The sequence below is a fragment of the Metabacillus niabensis genome (assembly GCF_902829255.1).
Taxonomy (GTDB): Bacteria; Bacillota; Bacilli; order Bacillales; family Bacillaceae; genus Metabacillus; species Metabacillus niabensis.
This window is the reverse complement of record NZ_CADEPK010000101.1, coordinates 1-20,637: the sequence shown is the minus strand read 5'-3', so window position 1 is coordinate 20,637 and position 20,637 is coordinate 1. Positions and strand designations below refer to the sequence as shown.

Annotated in this window: 20 protein-coding genes and 1 riboswitch; of the genes, 6 read left to right on the top strand and 14 right to left on the bottom strand. The window is 34.8% G+C overall.

The window, feature by feature from the left end; translation table 11 throughout:
- Positions 1-255: 255 nt before the first annotated feature.
- The 4 genes from HU235_RS09925 to HU235_RS09910 form a co-directional block, all read right to left on the bottom strand.
- Positions 256-1,713, bottom strand: a complete 1,458-nt coding sequence (locus HU235_RS09925; RefSeq protein WP_174880125.1) for an Msr family ABC-F type ribosomal protection protein — start codon at positions 1,711-1,713, stop codon at positions 256-258.
- A 478-nt stretch (positions 1,714-2,191) separates the two neighbouring features.
- Positions 2,192-2,236, bottom strand: coding sequence for an erythromycin resistance leader peptide (locus HU235_RS25495; protein ID WP_121128006.1), 45 nt, complete (start codon positions 2,234-2,236; stop codon positions 2,192-2,194).
- Positions 2,237-2,458: 222 nt separating this feature from the next.
- Complete coding sequence (locus tag HU235_RS09915) at positions 2,459-2,956, bottom strand: GNAT family N-acetyltransferase (protein ID WP_174880124.1); 498 nt, start codon at positions 2,954-2,956, stop codon at positions 2,459-2,461.
- 38 nt (positions 2,957-2,994) lie between these two features.
- Positions 2,995-3,588 (bottom strand): DJ-1/PfpI family protein, encoded by a 594-nt coding sequence (locus HU235_RS09910; RefSeq protein WP_174880123.1) that lies wholly within the window; start codon positions 3,586-3,588, stop codon positions 2,995-2,997.
- Positions 3,589-3,633: 45 nt separating this feature from the next.
- A riboswitch (ZMP/ZTP riboswitch) is annotated at positions 3,634-3,712 on the bottom strand.
- A gap of 169 nt (positions 3,713-3,881) precedes the next feature.
- Between HU235_RS09910 and HU235_RS09905 the strand changes: the two genes are divergently transcribed.
- Complete coding sequence (locus HU235_RS09905; protein ID WP_095301844.1) at positions 3,882-4,013, top strand: YpzI family protein; 132 nt, start codon at positions 3,882-3,884, stop codon at positions 4,011-4,013.
- Between the two features lie 102 nt (positions 4,014-4,115).
- Here HU235_RS09905 and HU235_RS09900 read toward each other — a convergent pair whose 3' ends face one another.
- From HU235_RS09900 to HU235_RS09890, 3 genes are all read right to left on the bottom strand, one after another.
- Positions 4,116-4,910 carry an SDR family NAD(P)-dependent oxidoreductase gene (locus tag HU235_RS09900; RefSeq protein WP_174880122.1) on the bottom strand — a complete coding sequence of 265 codons (795 nt, stop codon included), beginning with the start codon at positions 4,908-4,910 and terminating at the stop codon, positions 4,116-4,118.
- Positions 4,911-4,951: 41 nt separating this feature from the next.
- A complete protein-coding gene (locus HU235_RS09895; RefSeq protein WP_174880121.1) occupies positions 4,952-5,965 on the bottom strand; it encodes an AraC family transcriptional regulator in 1,014 nt (337 codons plus the stop codon).
- 195 nt (positions 5,966-6,160) lie between these two features.
- Positions 6,161-6,979 (bottom strand): AraC family transcriptional regulator, encoded by an 819-nt coding sequence (locus tag HU235_RS09890; protein WP_174880120.1) that lies wholly within the window; start codon positions 6,977-6,979, stop codon positions 6,161-6,163.
- 123 nt (positions 6,980-7,102) lie between these two features.
- Between HU235_RS09890 and HU235_RS09885 the strand changes: the two genes are divergently transcribed.
- The 4 genes from HU235_RS09885 (at position 7,103) to HU235_RS09870 (ending at position 13,426) form a co-directional block, all read left to right on the top strand.
- Positions 7,103-8,584: a PTS transporter subunit EIIC gene (locus HU235_RS09885; RefSeq protein ID WP_174880119.1), complete on the top strand. Its 1,482-nt coding sequence runs from the start codon at positions 7,103-7,105 to the stop codon at positions 8,582-8,584.
- The gene (locus tag HU235_RS09880; RefSeq protein WP_174880118.1) at positions 8,581-10,065 is read left to right on the top strand and encodes a glycoside hydrolase family 32 protein; all 1,485 of its coding nucleotides are present in this window, start codon (positions 8,581-8,583) and stop codon (positions 10,063-10,065) included. The genes HU235_RS09885 and HU235_RS09880 overlap by 4 nt, the downstream gene beginning before the upstream one ends.
- Before the next feature lie 257 nt (positions 10,066-10,322).
- Positions 10,323-12,548, top strand: coding sequence for an alpha-galactosidase (locus HU235_RS09875; RefSeq protein ID WP_174880117.1), 2,226 nt, complete (start codon positions 10,323-10,325; stop codon positions 12,546-12,548).
- A gap of 452 nt (positions 12,549-13,000) precedes the next feature.
- Positions 13,001-13,426: an SRPBCC family protein gene (locus tag HU235_RS09870; protein ID WP_174880116.1), complete on the top strand. Its 426-nt coding sequence runs from the start codon at positions 13,001-13,003 to the stop codon at positions 13,424-13,426.
- Positions 13,427-13,587: 161 nt separating this feature from the next.
- Here HU235_RS09870 and HU235_RS09865 read toward each other — a convergent pair whose 3' ends face one another.
- The 7 genes from HU235_RS09865 to HU235_RS09835 form a co-directional block, all read right to left on the bottom strand.
- Complete coding sequence (locus tag HU235_RS09865; protein WP_174880115.1) at positions 13,588-14,091, bottom strand: DinB family protein; 504 nt, start codon at positions 14,089-14,091, stop codon at positions 13,588-13,590.
- Between the two features lie 185 nt (positions 14,092-14,276).
- Complete coding sequence (locus tag HU235_RS09860) at positions 14,277-15,167, bottom strand: LysR family transcriptional regulator (RefSeq protein ID WP_174880114.1); 891 nt, start codon at positions 15,165-15,167, stop codon at positions 14,277-14,279.
- 130 nt (positions 15,168-15,297) lie between these two features.
- A complete protein-coding gene (locus HU235_RS09855) occupies positions 15,298-15,744 on the bottom strand; it encodes a DUF1572 family protein (RefSeq protein WP_174880113.1) in 447 nt (148 codons plus the stop codon).
- Positions 15,745-15,975: 231 nt separating this feature from the next.
- Positions 15,976-16,479, bottom strand: coding sequence for a YbhB/YbcL family Raf kinase inhibitor-like protein (locus tag HU235_RS09850; RefSeq protein ID WP_174880112.1), 504 nt, complete (start codon positions 16,477-16,479; stop codon positions 15,976-15,978).
- A gap of 109 nt (positions 16,480-16,588) precedes the next feature.
- Positions 16,589-16,936 (bottom strand): winged helix-turn-helix transcriptional regulator, encoded by a 348-nt coding sequence (locus HU235_RS09845; RefSeq protein ID WP_174880111.1) that lies wholly within the window; start codon positions 16,934-16,936, stop codon positions 16,589-16,591.
- A 281-nt stretch (positions 16,937-17,217) separates the two neighbouring features.
- Positions 17,218-17,910, bottom strand: a complete 693-nt coding sequence (locus tag HU235_RS09840) for an HD domain-containing protein (RefSeq protein ID WP_217451428.1) — start codon at positions 17,908-17,910, stop codon at positions 17,218-17,220.
- Between the two features lie 98 nt (positions 17,911-18,008).
- Entirely contained in the window at positions 18,009-19,625 is a 1,617-nt protein-coding gene (locus HU235_RS09835) for an ABC1 kinase family protein (RefSeq protein ID WP_174880109.1), read from the bottom strand.
- A gap of 303 nt (positions 19,626-19,928) precedes the next feature.
- Between HU235_RS09835 and HU235_RS09830 the strand changes: the two genes are divergently transcribed.
- Positions 19,929-20,300 (top strand): DUF6054 family protein, encoded by a 372-nt coding sequence (locus HU235_RS09830; protein ID WP_095301853.1) that lies wholly within the window; start codon positions 19,929-19,931, stop codon positions 20,298-20,300.
- Positions 20,301-20,637: the final 337 nt, after the last annotated feature.

Below are 20,637 nucleotides of genomic sequence, written 5' to 3'. Positions count from 1 at the left end.
AGCGTAAGTGCGAGACTCCTGCGGGATGCGTGGGAGAGGTGAGACCCCGCAGGTTTACACCGAGGAGGCTCACCACCCACCCCGCGGAAAGCGAGTACTGTAGCGGAAATCAACCAGAACGACTACTAGTAAAAAGTAATAATATATACAAGTATTACCATTAAAAAAAAGACACGAAGTTTAAAGCAGAATTCCAAATTATAGTTCGGATTTTTCTTATGTTAAAAATCTTTTGTCCCAACCTCTTTTCACTAATTAGTCCGTTAATTTTAATTGCTGCTCGTCAATAATATATTTCCTGTCTGCCACATCCCAGGTAAATCTGCGATCATGTGAGACGAAAATAATCGTACCTTCATATCCCTTTATAAATCTTTGCAATGCTTCAATCGCATGGATATCCAAAAAATTTGTCGGTTCGTCTAACAATAAAATATTATATTCTCCTAAAAACAACTGACATAATTGTAAACGAATCGCTTCACCACCACTTAATGATTTCACACTTTTTTGTATATCAGTTCCGACAAACTGCATCGAATGCAAGACACTTCGTAAAAATCCTTCATCATAATCCGAGCGATTTTTCACGAATTGAAGAACTGTCTCGTTGCTCGTAAATTGGTAGCTCATTTGACGAAAATAGCCAATTTTTGCTTTTGGTGAAATGGTTAAACCTGATGACTTATTTGCAATCTGGCAAAGTAACGTACTTTTCCCACTCCCATTTCTGCCCATTATCGCTATTTTTTCACCGAGTGGCAGCTGAAAGCTTACTTCATCTAATAATACTTTGTTCTCAACTTGAAGGGTAAATCGGTCTGCCATAATTGGAAACTTATTATGCAATTCCAGCCTTTTTGATTGATGGAAGATAATCGGTCGCTCCTCTTTTACCGCTTCAACTTCCTGAAGCTTTTCCATTCGTTGCTCAATAGCCTTCGCTGCACGCTGAATCGCTTTTTGACTCGTTCCTTTTGATTTTGTCATAAATGACTTATTTGGTTTGGCATTTGCCTCTCTTTTTGACATTTTTCCTGCTTGCGCTACTTTTTCGGCTTTTTTCATTTTTTCTTGTGCTGCCTTTTCGAGCCGGCCCTTTTCCTTCATAAACTGTTCATGCGCTTGACTCTGTTGCTCCCGTTCTAGCTTCTTTTGAACCAAGTAATTGCTATAATTTCCTGAATATACACGCACCTTTCCATCATGAACCTCCCAAATTGTTGTTACGAGCTCATCTAATACAGCACGATCATGGCTAATTAAAATAAGCGCTCCATAATAATATTTTAGTTCATCAAGTAAAAACGAAATACCGTCTTGATCTAAGTGTGTTGTCGGCTCATCTATTAGTAACGCTTCGTTGTAATGTGTAAACAATTGAGCAAGCTTCATCCTTGTTTGTTCTCCACCGCTTAACTGATTAGAATCCATTGGCACACCTAATTTTCCTAGTAATGCTGGATCTGCTTCATAGTCTCTAGGAGCTTCAAGCTGCTCAAAGTAGCCATACTCTACGTGGCGATTAACCTTTCCATTTGTTGGTTTCACGATACCAGCCATTAGCTTTAATAACGTGCTTTTCCCAGCACCATTTTTCCCAACAATACCAATTCGGTCAAATTGATGGACAGCTAATCGTTCAATATTTAAAATTTCTTTATCTAAATAAGTGATTTCAATATTTTCTAATTCAAAACATAATTGTTCCATTATTTGCTACCTCCCGAAATAATTAAATTCATTTCGTACCGATAGCGAATATCGATACGAGCATCATTTCATGCTTCATGCCCGTATCAAAAGAATAGTAAAAATTGCATAATCATTCCCTCCTCCTTTATTTTCATTACACAAAAAAATCACAGGTGATCTGCCTGTGATTTCAGAGTAAAGGGAAATAAGTCCGTCCTTACTTGGCAAGAACTAGTAAAATTAAGCCACCAAGTACCCTTCCTTTCATTCCATAAATATCAGTATACTGCATAAAAAAAGAAAGGCAGACCCAATCCACCTTTCTAAATCATTCCTAATAGTACCTATCACTATAGTGATAGTAAAAAGAAATAACATCCTATTTCTTGCTCAAGAAAATGACATGTATCTCTTATTTAAAATGAAGATTATTAAAAAAGGACAGACTACTCCCGTTTACTCTGTTTATCCAAACAGAGCCTTTGACCATATTCAATTACTGGTTCAAAGCTGGGAATCGTAGTCTCATAGAATGTGTCATTTTTTAATAATCCTCCTTAAAAATGTAAATACATAATTTATTATAGAATCTCTATACAAAAAAGTCAAAATACATAAGGCTATTCCTATCTGCTATAGTACTAAAAAAACGACCTTCTTATTGAAGAATCGCATGCTGGAGATCGAAGGTAAATCTTTTATCGCTCATTCGCTATCGTTAAAATCTGTTAACATTCTATCTATGCAGGTAAACCTTTTACATCTATCTCTTCCTTACTTCCTCATTCATTGTCCTTACAAAAGTTACACGATGAAAACCAGGAATAAAAAAATCCTTTTCGTATTTAACTAACTGAAACCCTATATGCTTATAAAAGATTATCGTAGCTTCATTTTCACGATGACCCAATGTATAAAGAATAACTTTCCTTTCACCCAATTTTTCAACCTGCATACAAATTGTCTCTATTAATGCCTTACCGATACCCTTTCGCTTAAAATCCCTTTTTACAACAACCCCAACGATTTCATATAGGCCTGTTACTTCATCATATCGATACCCTGCATGACCAATGATTTGATTTGCTTCTGTATAGGCAACATAATAACCGTTTGATTTACGATTAGATTTCAGCTTCAAAAAGTTACTCCAACGTTGAGGATATTTATCTATAATAAACGATGGAAACTGAAGAGGATGGTCTTCCATCAGTTTTTTAACTTCATCCTGGTCCTCGCTTACCAAAAGACGGATATTCATACTCCACTCCCATTTTTTCTGTAGACGAAAATTGACCACTACCTCTTCCAATCATACTCCATCAGATTGGCTGTCTGTATCGCTCTTTCTTCCCCTAATAACCTTTCAACAACATATAAGGACATATCAATACCAGCTGAAACCCCAGCAGAAAATATAAATTTCCCATTATCAACATAGCGAGCATCCAATAGCTCTGCAGACTTAGGTGCGACCTCTTTTAGTTCATTAAGGGCCAAACGATTTGTTGTCAGCTTTAAGCCGTCAATTAAATTCGTTTTTGCTAGGATCAATGCTCCAGTACAAACAGACAAGACAAGTTCTGCATCAATTGAGACTTGCTTTATCCAATTGAGGATTGATTCATTCTTCATTTCTTTTCTTGTACCCCATCCTCCAGGTATGATAACGATGTCTGGAGTCGGACAATTCTCAAAGGAAAACGCAGGATTTATACTAAGATTCCCTAAGGCAATGATAGGCTGTTGTTTTTCAGCAACTGTATAAACATTGAAATCCTTTCCTCTATTGCTCGCAGTTATAAATACTTCATATGGACCTGTAAAATCGAGAATTTCGACATTTTCAAAAATTAAAATCGCAACATTCCTGGAAGCTTTCTCATTACTCATCTAATCATCTCCCTAAAAATAATAAAAAAGCATTTGAACATTCAAATGCTTTGCCCAGGCGTACGACATTATAAATATGTATTCCCTCGTGGTTATCCACGTTACGCCAGTTATACATACCAGAAATTACCTATAAATATATCACAATTTTCAGAATAATACAATAAATAATTCACATAGTTTCTAAAAAAGCAACGGAAAGCTATGAGCAAAAAAAGCCCTAAAAATTGTCATAATATTTCTAACGAATTTAACAAAAAATAAATAGAAAACGATTGAAGGAGGTTCAATAAATGGGCAAAGATCGCCAAGAGAAAAAACTACGCGAAAGCAAACGTGTTGAGTCAGATCGTGACCAATCATTAAATTACCCAGGTGCAACTACTTTAGAAGGACCTGAAGCTGCACGTGAGCGAAATAAGTAAATGGAAAAAGGCTAGTCGAAATATTTGACTAGCCCTGTAGAAACATAAGCATGATTCTGTAATATTAAATAAATGCTACCAAATGGCAGCTAAAATTACATATCAATATATGGTTGGAACCATTCCTCCATCCATACGGATTGGAGATCCCTTGAATGCAGACGCATATGGACTACATAAAAATGTAGCTAGTCTCCCTATTTCCAGCGGTTTAATAAATCGCTGTATTTCAGATTGAGGTAGATTATTTATCATAAACTGTCTTTCTTTTTCTGAAAAAGGCATATGATCATGATTGTAAATACCCTCAATAATTTGTTGCACATTTTCAGAAAGCGTTGGTCCAGGCATAATCGTATTGACTGTAACATCGGTTCCTTTTGTTAATTTTGATAAGCTTTTTGCCAATGATAAAAGCATCGATTTTGTCATACAATATTGAGGCATTTGTCCCGAAGGCATTACTGCTTCTTCACTAGCAATAAAGATAATGCGTCCATCATTATTTCCCAACATTTTAGTTAAATAATATTTGGATAATCCATTTGCAGCTAATACGTTAGTATGGAAGTATTTTTCCCATATTTCATCGGTAACATCTTCATATTGCATAATTTCATATATTCCCATGTTATTAACTAAAATATCAACATTGGGAAATTTTTTTACTAATGCTTCTCGTTGTTCGGCATCAACAATATCAGCTGTAGCATTTTGAGGAGAAGTAGCTGGAAAAGCTGATTTAATTTCCTTTACAGTTTTTTCTACCTCTTCATAACTACGTCCATTTATAAGAACGTTAACTCCTTCTTTAGCCAGTTCTATAGCTATTGCTTTCCCTATCCCTTTTGAGGAACCTGTAACTAAGGCTGTTTTATTGTTTAATCCCATTTCCATCATATACTTCTCCTTTGCTTTCCTTTTCATTTAAGACGTTTTCACCTTATCGAATTTATAGTTGCATATTCATTTCTCCAATTCAAAGGGGTATTTCCTTCCCAACCTCGGAAGGCCCGATAGAACGAGCTCTGATCTTTATACCCTACAAGAAAAGCCACTTCTTTAATATCTAAAGATGGATTTGCTAAATACTCCCTTGCCTGTTCATGGCGGGCTTCTCTCAAAAGCTGTTTGAAGGTAGTTTGTTCGTCAGTTAGTCGGCGCTGTAAAGTTCGTTCGCTCATTCCCAACTCACTTGCTACATGGTGTATTTCTAGTCGTTCTCCTGTTAGATTGCGTTTCAATATCCACTTAACTATCTCTGTTATAGAGTGACTTTGTCGCTGTTCTTCCAATGTTTGGTCTAGGACAGGCGTTAATATGTCCAGTAATTCAGCATTGTAAGAAGCAAATGGACGATCTAAATCTCTTCTATGCAATGTCAATCTGTTACACTTAGCACCCATTTGGATAGGACAGCCAAAGTATTCCTCAATTTCTTTTACTTGACTCATTGAATGTTTAAATTCTATTAATCTCGCTTTTAAAGGCAAACCAATACCTCGTCGCCCTAGCTCTAGTAAAAATGCAAGTGTAGTTCCAACAAGCAATGGTGGACCAGGTTGATCAGTATCCAGCCATTCCACTTCAATTGTACAAATTTCTCCTTCCTCCACAATCCGAATATTTTCAGGAGGACACATTTCTTTGTAACGAGCCATTCTCTTTAGAGCATCCCTATAATCACGAGCATGGTAAGCTGCCAGTACTGACGGTGGATATTGAGCTGTTTCAAATACTATTGGAAGCTTAATGATCCCATCTTCCATGTCACCAATAATATCGGAATATGCTTGCCAAATTGCGAAATATTGCTCAGTAGTAACAACTGATTCAGTGATTACAGTAAGCGGCATTTTTGCTTTCCTAACCACATCTTGAGCCATAATTCCAAGTTGATACAGTCCCGCCCAAAATCCATCTGGTATTCTAATACGAGTATGTGAAGTCATTTATTACACCCCTCTTACCATCAACACATTAACAGCTAGTTTTGTTAACGAGATAGTTATTTCATTTTACTTATATAATACAGTTCTGTAACTAGCATTAAATGACAATATGCTAGCAATAGACGTCAAACTATTAATGAGCTACTTTTATAAGAACGTTTATAGAAATAAAAAACGCTCTTTCGACAAAAAGATTTAAATGGTTTGATTCCTATACTGAGTAGGTGTATACGTTGTTTGATGTTTAAATACTTTGGAAAATTGCTGAGTATCTTCATAACCGGATGATTTTGCTACAGTACTAATTGGTAAATCTGTAGTCTTCAATAAGTCTTTAGCCTTTCTGATACGGCATTCTGTTAAATATTCCTTTGGACTAACTCCTAACTCTTTTTTGAAAAGTCGATGAAGATATGTCCTGTCGATGGCTAAAGAGTTTGCTATTTCTGAGATCTGAATGTCAGTCTCAAAATTATTTCGTATAAACTGAAGGGCTAAAACAAATAACATATTACCATTTCTTTCTGCATTTTTTTCTTTTATATTCGGAAACAAATTAGTTAATAAGTAAAGGATTTCTAGTAGTTTGGCATTTAATAACAAATCATTATCTTCCTTAATCATAGAAATTTCGATGATTTCACTTAGCTTATCTTTAATTTGTCCCGCTTTTTCAATATTAAATATAGGATTAAAACGAGAGATGCTTGTTCTTCTTATATAATCTTTAATTAACGATCCTCTAAAACCGATCCAGTAAGTACTCCAAGGCATTTGATTATCCGCCTCATACTTTATTACTTTATTTGGTTCAATAAAAAAGAAGTCACCCTCTTTTAAGTGATATTTCTTACCCTCACTAGTAAAAATGCCTTTTCCAGTACGGACATAATGCAACATATACCCACTTCTTACAGTTGGACCATACGTATGGCCTTTTTCACATGGATCATAGCCACCGGAATAGAGATATATACTATCATTTTCACGGTGGTTATTAAAAATATAGCGCATAATCTACTCCTATCTACAACAATTTAGCTAGTGTTGTCTACATTTCTCCATTTAATAATAGTACATAATTATATAAAATGAAAATCATAACAAAAGTCGCTAACTTAATAGGAGAGTGAAAATATGAGTAATAAATATAACGATATTTCGAAGGACTTGGAGAAATATGTAGGTGGTAAAGACAACATTCAACGAGTTACACATTGTGCAACTCGTTTGAGATTAGTTTTAAAAGATAACAGTAAGGCTGATATGAAGAAAATAGAAGGTGTTAGGTTAGCAAAAGGTGCTTTTGTTGCCGGAGATCAGTTACAAATTGTTTTTGGTGCCGGTTTAGTAAATGGCATCCACGAAGAATTAGTTGATTATTTACAAATGGACAAAAACATGGAGGGGATACAAAAAACAGAAACCTTCCAAAAACAAAATCCTTTCCAAAAGTTTATTAAGTCAATATCAGATGTTTTTATTGAAATAATGCCATGTATATTAGCAGCTGCTCTACTAATGGGTTTGACATCGCTACTTTCTACACAAGGTTTGTTTGGAAAACAATCTATTGTTGAGCATTTCCCTGCTGTATCAGGTCTGAATAATGTTGTTTCAATTGCTTCATCAGGTATTTTTGCCTTTTTACCATTAATTGTAGCTTATTCTGCAACAAAAAGGTTTGGAGGAAGACCAGCATTAGGCTTGGCGATTGGAGCCATTATGGTACACCCGAATTTAGCAGATGCGTTTCAAGTCGCTTCTGGAAATGCAAGTGCAGATGTAGCTAATGTATTTGGCCTGAAGGTCGAATTAGTTGGTTTTCAAGGCGGTATTATTATTGCGCTTATGATCGGTTTCGTCGTCGCGTTGTTAGATAAATACTTTAACCGTGTATTACCGGATATTATAAAATTTGTTTTCACACCCATGCTCACAATCCTTGTATCTTCCCTATTGTTATTCACGATTATAGGACCTTTTGGAAGACTGTTAGGAGATGGTCTAACAAATAGTTTATTATGGATGGCTGAAAATTTAGGTGTATTTGGTTATATGATTTTTGCGGGTGTTCAACAAATTATCGTTATTTCAGGCTTGCACCATACATTCGGTGCGATTGAAGGTCAGCTATTAGCCAACACAGGAAGAGATTTCTTAAATCCACTTATGTCTGTAGCAATTGTTGCTCAAGGTGGTGCAGTCCTTGGTTACATGTATTTACACTTCAAAAATAAAAAAACAAAAGAAATTTGCATTTCTGCATTTGTTTCAATTTTATTCGGGATTTCAGAGCCTGCCATATTCGGTGTGAACTTAAAATATAAGTATCCTTTAATTGCAGGATGTATTGCAAGTTCGTTAGCTGGAGCTTATGTATTCTTTACACAATTAACTTCAGTCGGATTTGGAACGACAGGCCTGCCAGCATTTACAATCGTCGATCCAGCAAATAACGGTTATTTACATTTTGTCATTTCACATTTAATTGCATTAGCTTTAGGAATTATCTTTGCATATGGCATTGGGAAAATATATGAAAAGAAGAAATCTACAGAAATAATTATCGAAAAAGATAAAAGTAAAAAAATGGTTGATGCTGGGGAGAATATATGAAGGTTACGTCAAGATTTCAAAAATATAGTGATATTCCAAGAGAAATTTTAAATACGGCAAAAATAAAAACAAAAAAAAGTCCTTACCGACAAAAATTTCATATTGAGCCAGATACCGGGTATTTAAATGACCCTAATGGATTCAGTTTTTATAATGGTCGATATCATTTATTTTATCAATGGTCACCAATAAGATATGTTCAACCAGATATATGGTATCAGGGTTGGTATCATTTAGTTTCCGATGATTTAGTTAAATGGGAATCTGTTGGACCTGGTCTAGAACCAGATACCGTTTTTGATAGTCACGGTCCTTACTCTGGAAGTGCCATCGTTAAAAATGAAGAACTATATTTATTTTATACAGGCAATACTCGCGATGAGAATGGGATTAGAACTCCCTATCAAATGATTGCAAAAATGGGTGTCGACGGGGAGATAACTAAATTGATGTCTCCAGGATATTCAGGTCTTGTAGAAGGATATACCGATCATTTTAGAGACCCGAAAGTTTGGAAAGAAAACAATCTCTACTACGCAACAGTAGGAATCCAACGAGAGAATAAAACAGGGGCTTGTCTTTTATTAGAGTCTTCGGACTGTGAAAATTGGCAAGTCAGTGGCGAATTAAAAACAAACTATAATAATTTCGGTTATATGTGGGAATGTCCAGATTACTTCGAATTAGATGGGAACGGCGTGCTTCTCTTTTCTCCTCAAGGATTAAAGAAAGATGGAACAAACTTTAATAATATTTATCAAACAGGCTACTGTATTGGCAAACCATTAGATTATCAATCTTTAGTATATGACCATGATGAATTTCAAGAACTTGATTTAGGATTTGATTTTTATGCGACCCAAACAATGAAAGCACCTGATGGTCGAAGGATTTTAAGTGCTTGGATGGGTCTACCTGAAATTAAGTATCCAACAGAAGTCTATGGGCATTGTGGATGTCTTACTATTCTTAGAGAGCTAACAGTAGAAAAAGGGAGACTGATCCAGAAACCTATACAAGAGTTAAAAAAGTTACGAAAAAATCTTGAAAGTCTCGATAAAGAGCTGTCTCCTGAGAATCAATTAAAAAAGAGGATAGGTGTGACGTGTGAGCTTCAAATGAATATTACTATAGGAAGTTCTGAAGAAATTATTATTGGTCTTAGAGCAGACAAAGATAATCATAGAAAAACGTCATTAATTATTAACAGCAAAACAAGGGAAATTATTTTAGACCGCACATTATCTGGAGAATCCTTTGCTGAAGAATTTGGAACAACTAGACTTATAGCAAAGAATATCGAAAATAAAGTCAAATTACACATTTTCATAGATCAGAGCTCAATTGAAATATTTGTTAATGGTGGAAGATACGTAGCATCAAGTAGAGTATTTCCTTATCCTAACCAAGAGTATCTGTTTATTGAATCATTGAATGGAGAAAGTTCAGTTCATATTGATTTATGGGATATAGGACACTAGTATTGACGACTAGAATCGATTGGTAGAAAAGAGCATTAACCTATCAAGGCTATACTCAAAAATTAATTTAGTACTTACATATTTGATATTGTATATCCATTCAAAAATACCAGTAATTTTTTCAGTTAAGGCTAAGGGGTTCACCTTAGCGTAAGTCCTATTTATAGGTCTCCATTGAATGACAACTGCTACGATTATTAAGGGTCTAAGAATTGGATTGGTAAAGAATAAAAATTGATTTATAAGGAGTTATCTATATGGCCATTCATTATAATGATCAAACAAGAGAATTTCACCTACAAACAACAAATTCAAGTTACATTTTTAACATATTAGATAATAACCAACTTGGTCATTTGTATTACGGTAAAAAAGTAAGACATAAAGATTCATTTGACCATTTATTAGTACAAGGACATCGCTCTAATATTACGTATTTAAAAGAAGGAGATATGAACTTTTCTTTAGAACAAACGAAGCAAGAATATCCTTCTTATGGTACAACAGATTTTCGTGAACCAGCTTTTCAAATATTGCAAGAAAATGGTAGTAGAATTACAGATTTTCAATATAAGTCCCACCGTGTCTTTCATGGAAAACCAAAGTTAGAAGGATTACCGGCAACTTATGCGGAAAAAAACGATGATGTGGAGACACTAGAGATTACTCTATTTGATGAGGTGATTAACACTGAATTAGTTCTGCTATATTCTGTCTTTGCTGAGCATGATGCAATTACAAGAAGTGTAAAGTTTGTTAATCATGGAACTGAGTCAATTAATCTACTTCGCACAATGAGCGCAAATGTTGATTTCTTCGACTCAAACTATGAAATGGTTCAGCTTTCCGGTGCTTGGGCGCGAGAAAGACACGTAAAAACCCGAAAGTTAGAAGAGGGTATCCAGCACATTTCTAGTACGCGTGGAACTAGTAGTGCCCAACACAATCCATTTCTTGCTTTAAAGCGCCCCGAAACGACAGAATTCCAAGGCGAAGTCTATGGTTTTAGCCTCGTCTATAGTGGAAACTTCTTAGCACAAGTAGAAGTAGATTATTTAGATATTACACGTATAAGCATAGGGATTAATCCTTTTGACTTTAACTGGCTACTAGAGCAGGGAGAAAGCTTTCAAACACCTGAAGTAGTAATGGTATATTCAAATCAAGGGTTAAATGGGATGAGTCAACGATTTCATAAATTGTACCAATCCAGATTAGCGCGTGGCAAATGGCGAGATGAGCCCCGCCCAGTTTTAACAAATAACTGGGAAGGTACATACTTTGATTTTAATGAAGAAAAAATCGTAGAGATCGCAAAACAATCGAAAGAACTTGGAGTAGAGCTATTTGTATTAGATGATGGATGGTTCGGTAAACGTGATGATGATACAACCTCGTTGGGAGATTGGTTCGTTGACCATAATAAATTACCAAATGGGATTTCAGGACTTGCTGAAAAAATAACAGCATTAGGCATGGACTTTGGGTTATGGTTTGAACCAGAAATGGTTTCAAAGGTGAGTGAATTGTACAAAGAACATCCTGACTGGTTAATCCATGTTCCGAATCGTAACCAGTCTCACGGACGTAACCAATATGTCCTGGATTATTCTAGAAAGGAAGTAGTCGATTCCATTTATGAAATGATGACTAATATCCTCCGAGATGCACCAATTTCTTATGTAAAATGGGATATGAATCGATATATGACAGAAATAGGGTCAGCAACTTTGCCAGCGAACCGTCAACGTGAAGTAACGCATCGCTATATCTTAGGTGTTTATGATCTTTATGAGCGATTAACAAATGAGTTCCCTAATGTTTTATTTGAATCTTGTGCTAGTGGTGGGTGTCGTTTTGATCCTGGAATGCTTTACTACGCACCGCAGGCTTGGACAAGTGATGATACAGATGCAGTAGAAAGGTTAAAAATCCAATATGGTACTTCTTTCGCTTATCCGATCAGTTCAATCGGAGCGCACGTGTCAGCGGTTCCTAACCATCAGGTTGGTCGAATTACAAGTCTTAAAACAAGAGCAAATGTTGCCTACTTTGGAGCGTTTGGTTATGAGCTAGACGTTACAGAATTAACGAATGAAGAAAAGGTTGAAATGAAAGAACAGATATCTTTCTTTAAGGAGCACCGTGAGCTTTTCCAATACGGAATATTCTATCGAATCAATAGTCCATTTGAACATAATGGAAACCGTACAACATGGATGGTTGTTTCTGAAGATCAATCAAAAGCAATTGTCGCTGACTATCAAATACTATGTGAACCAAATCCAAGCTTTAAGAGATTGCTATTAAAAGGTTTAAATGAAGCATTCACATATGAAATAGATGGTGTAGATGGCAGCTTTAATGGAGATGAATTAATGGAAATTGGTATTCAATTAGACCATAAATTGTTTCAAAATTTTTCCGAACATAATGTGCCAGGAGATTTTAATTCAAGGCTGTTCATTTTAAATAAAATATAAGAAAATGAAGAAATTCATTAACTAATTTCAGGGCGCTTAAGTGAGCGTCCTTCTTGTAAATCTATTCTTCGCGATTGGTTTCATAGCTCCCGTAGTCACACAAAAAGTGTCTCGTGCACCCCATTGGATTGTACATTTTTTTCGTTCCCCAAGAATTCAAGGCTCCTACTAACTTTTTCGAAATCCATAGCATTGTACTTCCTTCTATAATTTTAATTCCCATTAAATGATAAGAAACTAGTTAATATTCTTTATCAAGTCTTTCATTCATCTCAAAGTATTTACCATTATTCCCCTTAATGATGAAAAGGGAAGAAAAAGGTGACTATTATAGCAAAGGAACCTATAATACAGTAGCGTGAATTTTCAAAATCCTCTACAATGAAATCAGACACCTAATGTATACAACATACCAAAAAATTCTTCTATTAAGAGAGGCGGTATGATTTAAAATGGAAACAGCTAAAAAGATTACGGTAGAAACAACAGTTCACATCCCAGTAGAAACGGTATGGAAATATTGGACGGAGCCAGCACATATAAAAAAATGGAACAATGCTTCAGATGAGTGGCACACACCAATAGCAGAGAATGATTTGAGAGCAGGAGGAAAATTTCTTTCAAGAATGGAAGCGAAAGATGGCAGTTTTGGGTTCGATTTTAGTGGAATCTACGATGAAGTGATTTTACATGAGGTTATTGCTTATACACTTGGTGATGGAAGAAAAGTTAAAATTACTTTTAAAGGTCTAGAAAACGGAACTGAAGTAATTGAAACCTTTGACGCTGAAACTTCCAATCCAATTGAGTTTCAGCAACAAGGATGGCAGGCAATTCTAGATAATTTCAAAAAATACGCAGAGCAACCATCCATTTAAAAAGAGAGAAGATACTTCTAGTTACATTTTTATAAATCCAAAAAATAAATGGCAGTATTCATAATTATTCACTAACCATGAATACTGCTATTTTTTTAGTTCTTAGGTAGATGTCTGTAAACAAAACCTACTAACATCACACGCTCCTTATTATTGACTTATTACATTTTTGGAGCTTCCATACCATAATTTGCCCATTCTTCTTTAGAAGGGCCATAGATACCTGGAACTGTTAATCCTGCTTGTCGCATTAGAACGGTCATTTGTCCACGATGGTGGTTTTGATGCTGAATCAAAAATAACAATAGTGATCCATTTGGAATTTTTTGACCTAAAAAGTCTATACATTCTTCTAAATCTTTATTGCTCCACCTAAGTTTTATAGACTGTATAAATGAATGGCTAGCTTGCAGGTAGCTGTCTGCTATAAACTGAGCAGACTCTGGTACAGGCCAATCCTCTTTGGGAGCTTCAAAAGTTAAATTTGTATTAGATGCAATGATGCGAATAGAAGTAACTATGTGCCAAGCTATACGTCCTAACGTCCAATTCTGTGAGGTGATTTCCTGTTTAAGCGAGTCATCCGTTAAACTTTTGAGTAATTTATGAGTGACCCCTGATTCAAATTCCCAAGATTTTAAAAAATGGTCTATTGTTATAAACATAAAAAACCTCCTAAGTTTTTACCTAATCATTTCGCCAAATATTTCCTATTCCCTTTAGATTATTCAAAAACACTAAAATTTTATGATAACTTTTTACCTCACCTATACTCCTTCTAGCAAAGGACTCTCGCATTTTCTATTTAGATTAAATAGATTAATTATATAATTGGGGGAGAAGGATTTTTTTATAAATTAAGCTCGGCTTTAATAAATGAAATAAAGTTTGTCGCTGTGGACAATGGCTCATCTTGCTTTCGCTTACAAAGCTTGATCGGATGTTTAATAAAAAGATCTTTGATATTAACCCTTCCCAGTTCTCCCTTAATTAGCTCATTTTCTACCGCAAGTGCAGGAACTAGCGCAGCACCATATCCTGCTTTTACTGCTTCAATTGATTCTTTCATCCCTTCAATTCCGATTTGAGAGAGAGGCATATCAATTCCGCTTGCGTTACATAACGAAAATAATTTTTTTCTCGTATAGCTCCCTTGTTCACGGAGTATGAACGGCTCTTTCATCATCTTTTCTAAAGAAATTTCTTTCCCATTATAATGATGATTGTTAGGTACAATGAAGATAAGCTCATCTTCTAGAAGTGTGAAATATTCAATCCCCTCTTCTTCTTTCGCCTCACCACAAATAAACGCCAATTGAACAGCATGGTCTTGAAGGCGTTGATAAGCTGTTTGCGAGCTTCCTTTAGAAAACTGAACATCTACCATGGGATATGCTTTCTTAAATTTAACTAGCCATTTCGGAAGTACAGTGCTCCCAGGTAAATCCGTTGCACATATTCGCAGTTTACCTTTGACACCATTTCTTATATTCTGCATTTCTTCTTCAATTTTCGTTTCAAGTGTAAATAGCTGCTTTGAATAGACGGCAAGTATTTCCCCTGCTTCAGTTAATTGAATTGATCGTCCATTTGCAGTAATTAATTTCAAATCAATTTCCTTTTCAAGATTACGAATTTGAGCAGTTACAGCAGGTTGACTTATTAAAAGATTTTCTGCTGAGCGAGTGACACTCCCGCATTTTGCCACTTCAGCAAATATACGCAATGCATGTAGATTCATCATTATCCCCTTTGATGTTATCAATTTTATTTACTTTATATAAATCACAAATAGGGTAGTTAAACAACAATAAAAATTGTAAAAAAACACTAAATTAAAAATGATAATTTAGTGAATTAGAAAACTTAAGTTATCTCATTTTTGAAATATAAATAATCTGACCTAGATGTTCAGAGTAATGTTCTAAACATCTTAACATGATTTCTACATTTGTTTGAGTTCTGTTTCCACTAAGAACTTGTGTTTTCAACATTTCTTCCTCTGTTAAAGCTTCAACCACATTCATGAATCTTGAAAAGGATGTGTGTATAGTATTAATCAAGCTTTCCTTATGAACAAACAAATCACGTGAAAACTCAGCCTCTCGATTTCTACAATCCTTCTCCTGCATGATCCCGACTTCAATTCTCTGATGAATATGACCAGATATATGAATAACTAAATTGGCTATACTATTACTTTTATTATTAGGCCTCCAATTCAAGTCTTCATCATTTAGTGAGGAAATTGTTTTTATCAATCGAAGTTCTAATTCAGCAAGTACAGCCCTAATATGCTCTTTTATAAAATCATTCATTTTGTTTTACCTCCCACCTTTTCCTTTATTGTAAATCGCGCTGTAATGCCTTACTAATATATATTCATCTTTAATTCATCAATTTTTTTTATAGTTTTAAGTTGCGCAAGTAATTGGATTTTGGTGAGTGCATTAACAAATCATACTAATGGTAGTTTTTCAGGAGGGAATCCAAAGCTAGTTGAGATAGCTTTTCCTCTTTCTTCTAACCACTCTGCTGAATAAGAATAATTAATTTTCATAGTATGCTTTAAGAGTATATTGTTCTAATATATGGTTCTCCATTTTTTTATGAAGTTCATTCAAGGGAAATCCGTTTTCTATCTCTAGTTTCGTGTCTAATGCATACACATGAACTTCATATAGGTGCGGAGAATCGGGAGGTGTCATCCCACCATAATAACTAGATAGAATTTTGCTTTGCTTTCCCCCCTGAATACTTGTCCAGCTATTAACTCCCTGTACAAAATCATTTGATAAAAGGCTATCGTTCTCATATAGCTCATTTCTTGTAATATTAGCAGCGAGCCAATGAATCCACGAAAATCCTCCGGTTACTGGGTAAGCATCTTTATCTTCTAAAACTAACGCAAAAGAAACAGTCTCTTTTGGTGCTTGTTCAATTCGTAATGGAATCGAATATGTTGGGATACCATTTTGGTTAAACTGCTTCCCTCTTTTTCCATATTTATCATCAAATTTCCCATTATGTATACCAGTACTTGTTACGATCATCTTTTTGTTCCTCCTCTACATTTTTGGTTTTTCCACAACCATTCGCAAAAATGATTATATAGAGGAATCTTTCTCTTGTGTATTACTTACTTTTTGGTGGGTATGATGGTTATTCTTGAATTTTCACCGCATATTCTTTTTCGAGTAGAAAATCGATTCCAATTTGTTGCATAATACTTAATGCATCGATTATTCTCTTACCTTGTGGTTCTGTTAAAACATACCCCACCTGTAGAGGATAACCATCATATACCTTTTTATTTACAAAACCAAATTCTATTAATTCTTTAAGTTGTTCTAATAACATTTTTTGAGTTATTCCTTCTATGTCCTTTTCTAACTTTGATAATGACGTTTCCCCAAGTCTTAGTCTCCATAGTATAATAGGTTTCCATTTTCCTTTAATGACATCATGTGTTAATTCCAACGGACATGTAAACTTTTCACGTATCTTCATTACTTTCCCCTTACGATATATTCTTGATGTGCTTGCAAGGTTTTCGTTGAACTGAATACCTCAATTCACTATATAAAATATTTATTATTAGTTAAGCTATGATACTGGATATTTATTAACATTTCTTCAATCTATATTAAAATTTTATAAAGTGACTTTCAGAACAATCTCGCCCTTTTTGTCAAAAAGGGATTGAGCGCAAAATTTTTGATTGTCAATTTTCAGGATAATGTCCTGCAAAAGATTTTTAGCTATCATTTTTCATCTTTATTAATAAATGATTAGCTCTTTTCTTTATAAGAAGATAGTATTTTATAATGTACAGACCCCTCACCATTATTTTCTCTCAAGAAATTGTCCAAAAAGTTTATCATATACTGATGGCGTTCATTGGCGATCTTTATTGCTGCTGGGGTATTCATGCGATCCTTAAGTAATAAAAGCTTTTCAAAAAAATGATTAATCGTTGTTGTTCGTTGTGATTTATATTGTTCGGCTGTTTCATGCAGTTTCGGCTCAATAGCTGGGTTAAATAATTCCTGTCCCTTATATCCTCCATAAGCAAATGCCCTCGCAATCCCGATAGCACCAATCGCATCTAATCGATCGGCATCCTGTACGATTTGCCCTTCTAAGCTTTTCATTGGAGATTTTGTGCCTGCACCTTTGAATGAAAGATCTTTAATGATTTGGCAGACATGATCAATCACTTCCTCTTCAGCCTGTTGTGATTCTAACCATTTTCTCGCCACTCTTGGTCCAACTGTCTCATCACCATTATTGAATTTCCAATCTGCAATATCATGAAGAAGGGAAGCGAGTTCTACTACTTCTTTATTGAGTACTTCATTGGTTTCATTCATAATTTGAAGGCAATTCGAATAAACACGGTCAATATGCCACCAATCATGGCCCGACTCTTCTCCAGATAGTTTTCGCTTTACAAACTCCATAGTTTCTAACACAATATCCACTGTAATCCTCCTACCATTTCCCATACATTATCGCGTTAATTATTTTATCCTAACATGAAAAATAGCTTTTTTTGCTTTGAATATCATTATTCCCTTTATCAATTCCGCTTTTCAGGCATGTACTTCAGCCATTTTTTTAGTTTATAGCTACTAAAAAGATACCCGACTATCGATATAGCAGATAATCCAACTGACACATTCAAAATGAGATCATGTGAGGTATAGATACCTGCTGCAATTCCTACAAGTCCAAGCATGGTTAGTTGAAAGAATTGCTTTTTATTCGTTTCATATATTTTAAATTGAAATTGTCTTCTTTGTTCAATTTCCTTTAATCTTTCTAATTTTTCTGGAGCATTTAAAAATTCAGTAGCAGAATGAACGAATTTAAAAATCGGGTGTGATTGAAGCCAAGCCCAAACATAGGACCATTTACTATTCCCTTGTTTGTTCAGCCATTTGATAAAAACAGGCTTACTTAACTCAATGAGATCTGTATCTGGTGCCAAATGACTGACAATCCCTTCTATCGTTACGAAAGATCTTCCTAAAAAGACAAATCTTGTTGGAACCTGAACAGGAAGTGCTTGAATCAAGTCGTTTATTTCCAATTTTAGTGCAATGAGGTCCATTTCCTTTAATTGCTCAGGTTGATAAGAGATAAATTCAGCAAATAACTGCTCGACTGTTTTCAAGTCTGCTTGGGGAAGCAAAAAGCCTAAATGTGACAGGCAGTCGACAGCTTTAGAATAATTTTTAGTTAAGATGCTTTCAATCAACCTTTGAAAATAAGTAGCATCCTTTTTAGTAATTTCTCCTATCATTCCGAAATCAAGCAAAATGATTTTTCCTTCCTTTGATACTAAAATGTTTCCTGTATGCGGGTCTGCATGGAACATTCCTGGTTCAAGCCATTGAGGAAGAAAGACTTTTATTAGCTTTTTAGCCAGTTCCTCCCTAGTCACATCTATTTGAGCTAATCCGTTTATATCAGTAAGTCGAATCCCTTCTACCCATTCCATGACAAGGACATTTGCTGTACTAAGTTCCAGGTAAACTGACGGAATCTTTACGTCATCCATATCCTTAAATCGTTCCTTGAATAGCATAATGGTTTGAAGTTCTTTTGAATAGTCAAGTTCTTGCTCAATTACTTGTTTTAGTTCTTGAAACAACACTTTGAAATTGATAAACCCTTTTGGAATTGAAACAAGATAATCCAAAAACCAAATAATGATTTTTAAAATACGGAAGTCTGTTTCAATAATCGAATCAATATTTGGACGCTTTACTTTAATGGCAACCTCTCTTCCATCTGTTAAAACTCCTTTATATACCTCTCCAATGGACGCAGAGGCAATTGCGGTATTTTCAATGACAAGAAAGTGTTGATCGGGATCGCCCCATTCCTTCTTAAGAATTTCGTATATTTCCTTCCAATCAGAGGGAGGAACCTGGTCAGTAAGATCTTCTATTTGACGTATAAAAGCTTCAGGCAGCAAATCACTACGAGTACTTAAAATCTGTCCAATTTTAATGAGCAAACCTTCAAGCTCAAACAGTGTTTTACGAAATCGTTCTCCTATTTCTCCCCAAAGTTTTTCCCACTCTTTTTTAGGCTTTCTTCGAATCTTAAACCAATAAATTTTAAGGAATATAACAAGAGCCATCGATAGTACTTTCCATATCCGAACAAGCTTATTTTTTGTTTTCATTTTCATCCCCCATATTATTGTTAAATGCTAATAAAAAAGCCTGTTACTAAAAGGCATAATAATCCCCTTAGTGACAGGCTCCTCCGAATCGATTCCATTTTGGTATTTAATTACTTTTATATTAGCATACTTCCATTTATTTTCTCACTGTTTTTTTGTTAAATTGCACTTCCCTGCTCATTATATAGAAACCTTTTAAGCTCCTTATTCGTATATAGCTTATAGGGTTATTGAAGCTAGTGTCATGTTCCACTTACATATCAAGTAGATAACCAGTTAAATTTGAAAACAAGTGTAGAAGTTTTGTCAAAAAGAGAGGGAATCATTTTGAAAAAATATGCTGAATTTAAACTTAACATAAAACCATTTGATGCTGCCTTAAAAATAACGGAGGATAGTAAATTAAAAGATTTAATTGTCTTTTACGATTATAAAGTAACAGGAAAAGATGATGAACAAATTTGTATTTTTGTCCTCGAGAAATATTTCTTAAGAACTTCAAGTACTGCTTCTTTAACTGTTACGATAGATAATTTTGACGGTGAGACAGTGATGAAATGCATTTCGACAGGAAATGGTGAAGGGATATTTGATATTGGCTGGGGATCTGGAAAGAGCTTTATCAATTCAGTTAGAACTCCGTTAATCCCTAATATTAAAGAAGAAGCACTATAGAAAAGTGAAGGATAGATGACCAGGGAAAACACGCTGGTTTTTCTATCCTTTTATTTTTAATATCGTTTGCAACTTATCTCTTAAACTATGTGCAATATCTTTCTTATCAATATCCTGTCTACTTTTCATATAAACCTTAATTAAAGGCATCGAACCACTCCCAATTTTTTGAATGATTATCATCACTGTAATTTCAATATTTCTCCAAACAATCCTTCAACATAATAAAAAACGCCTCTTGTTAGTAGTAGAAACTCAATAAAATATTAATAGTGTAATTTGAAATGAAGTTTGAGCGTTTAAAACAAAGTTCGATTATTTATAAAAAAGATTTATC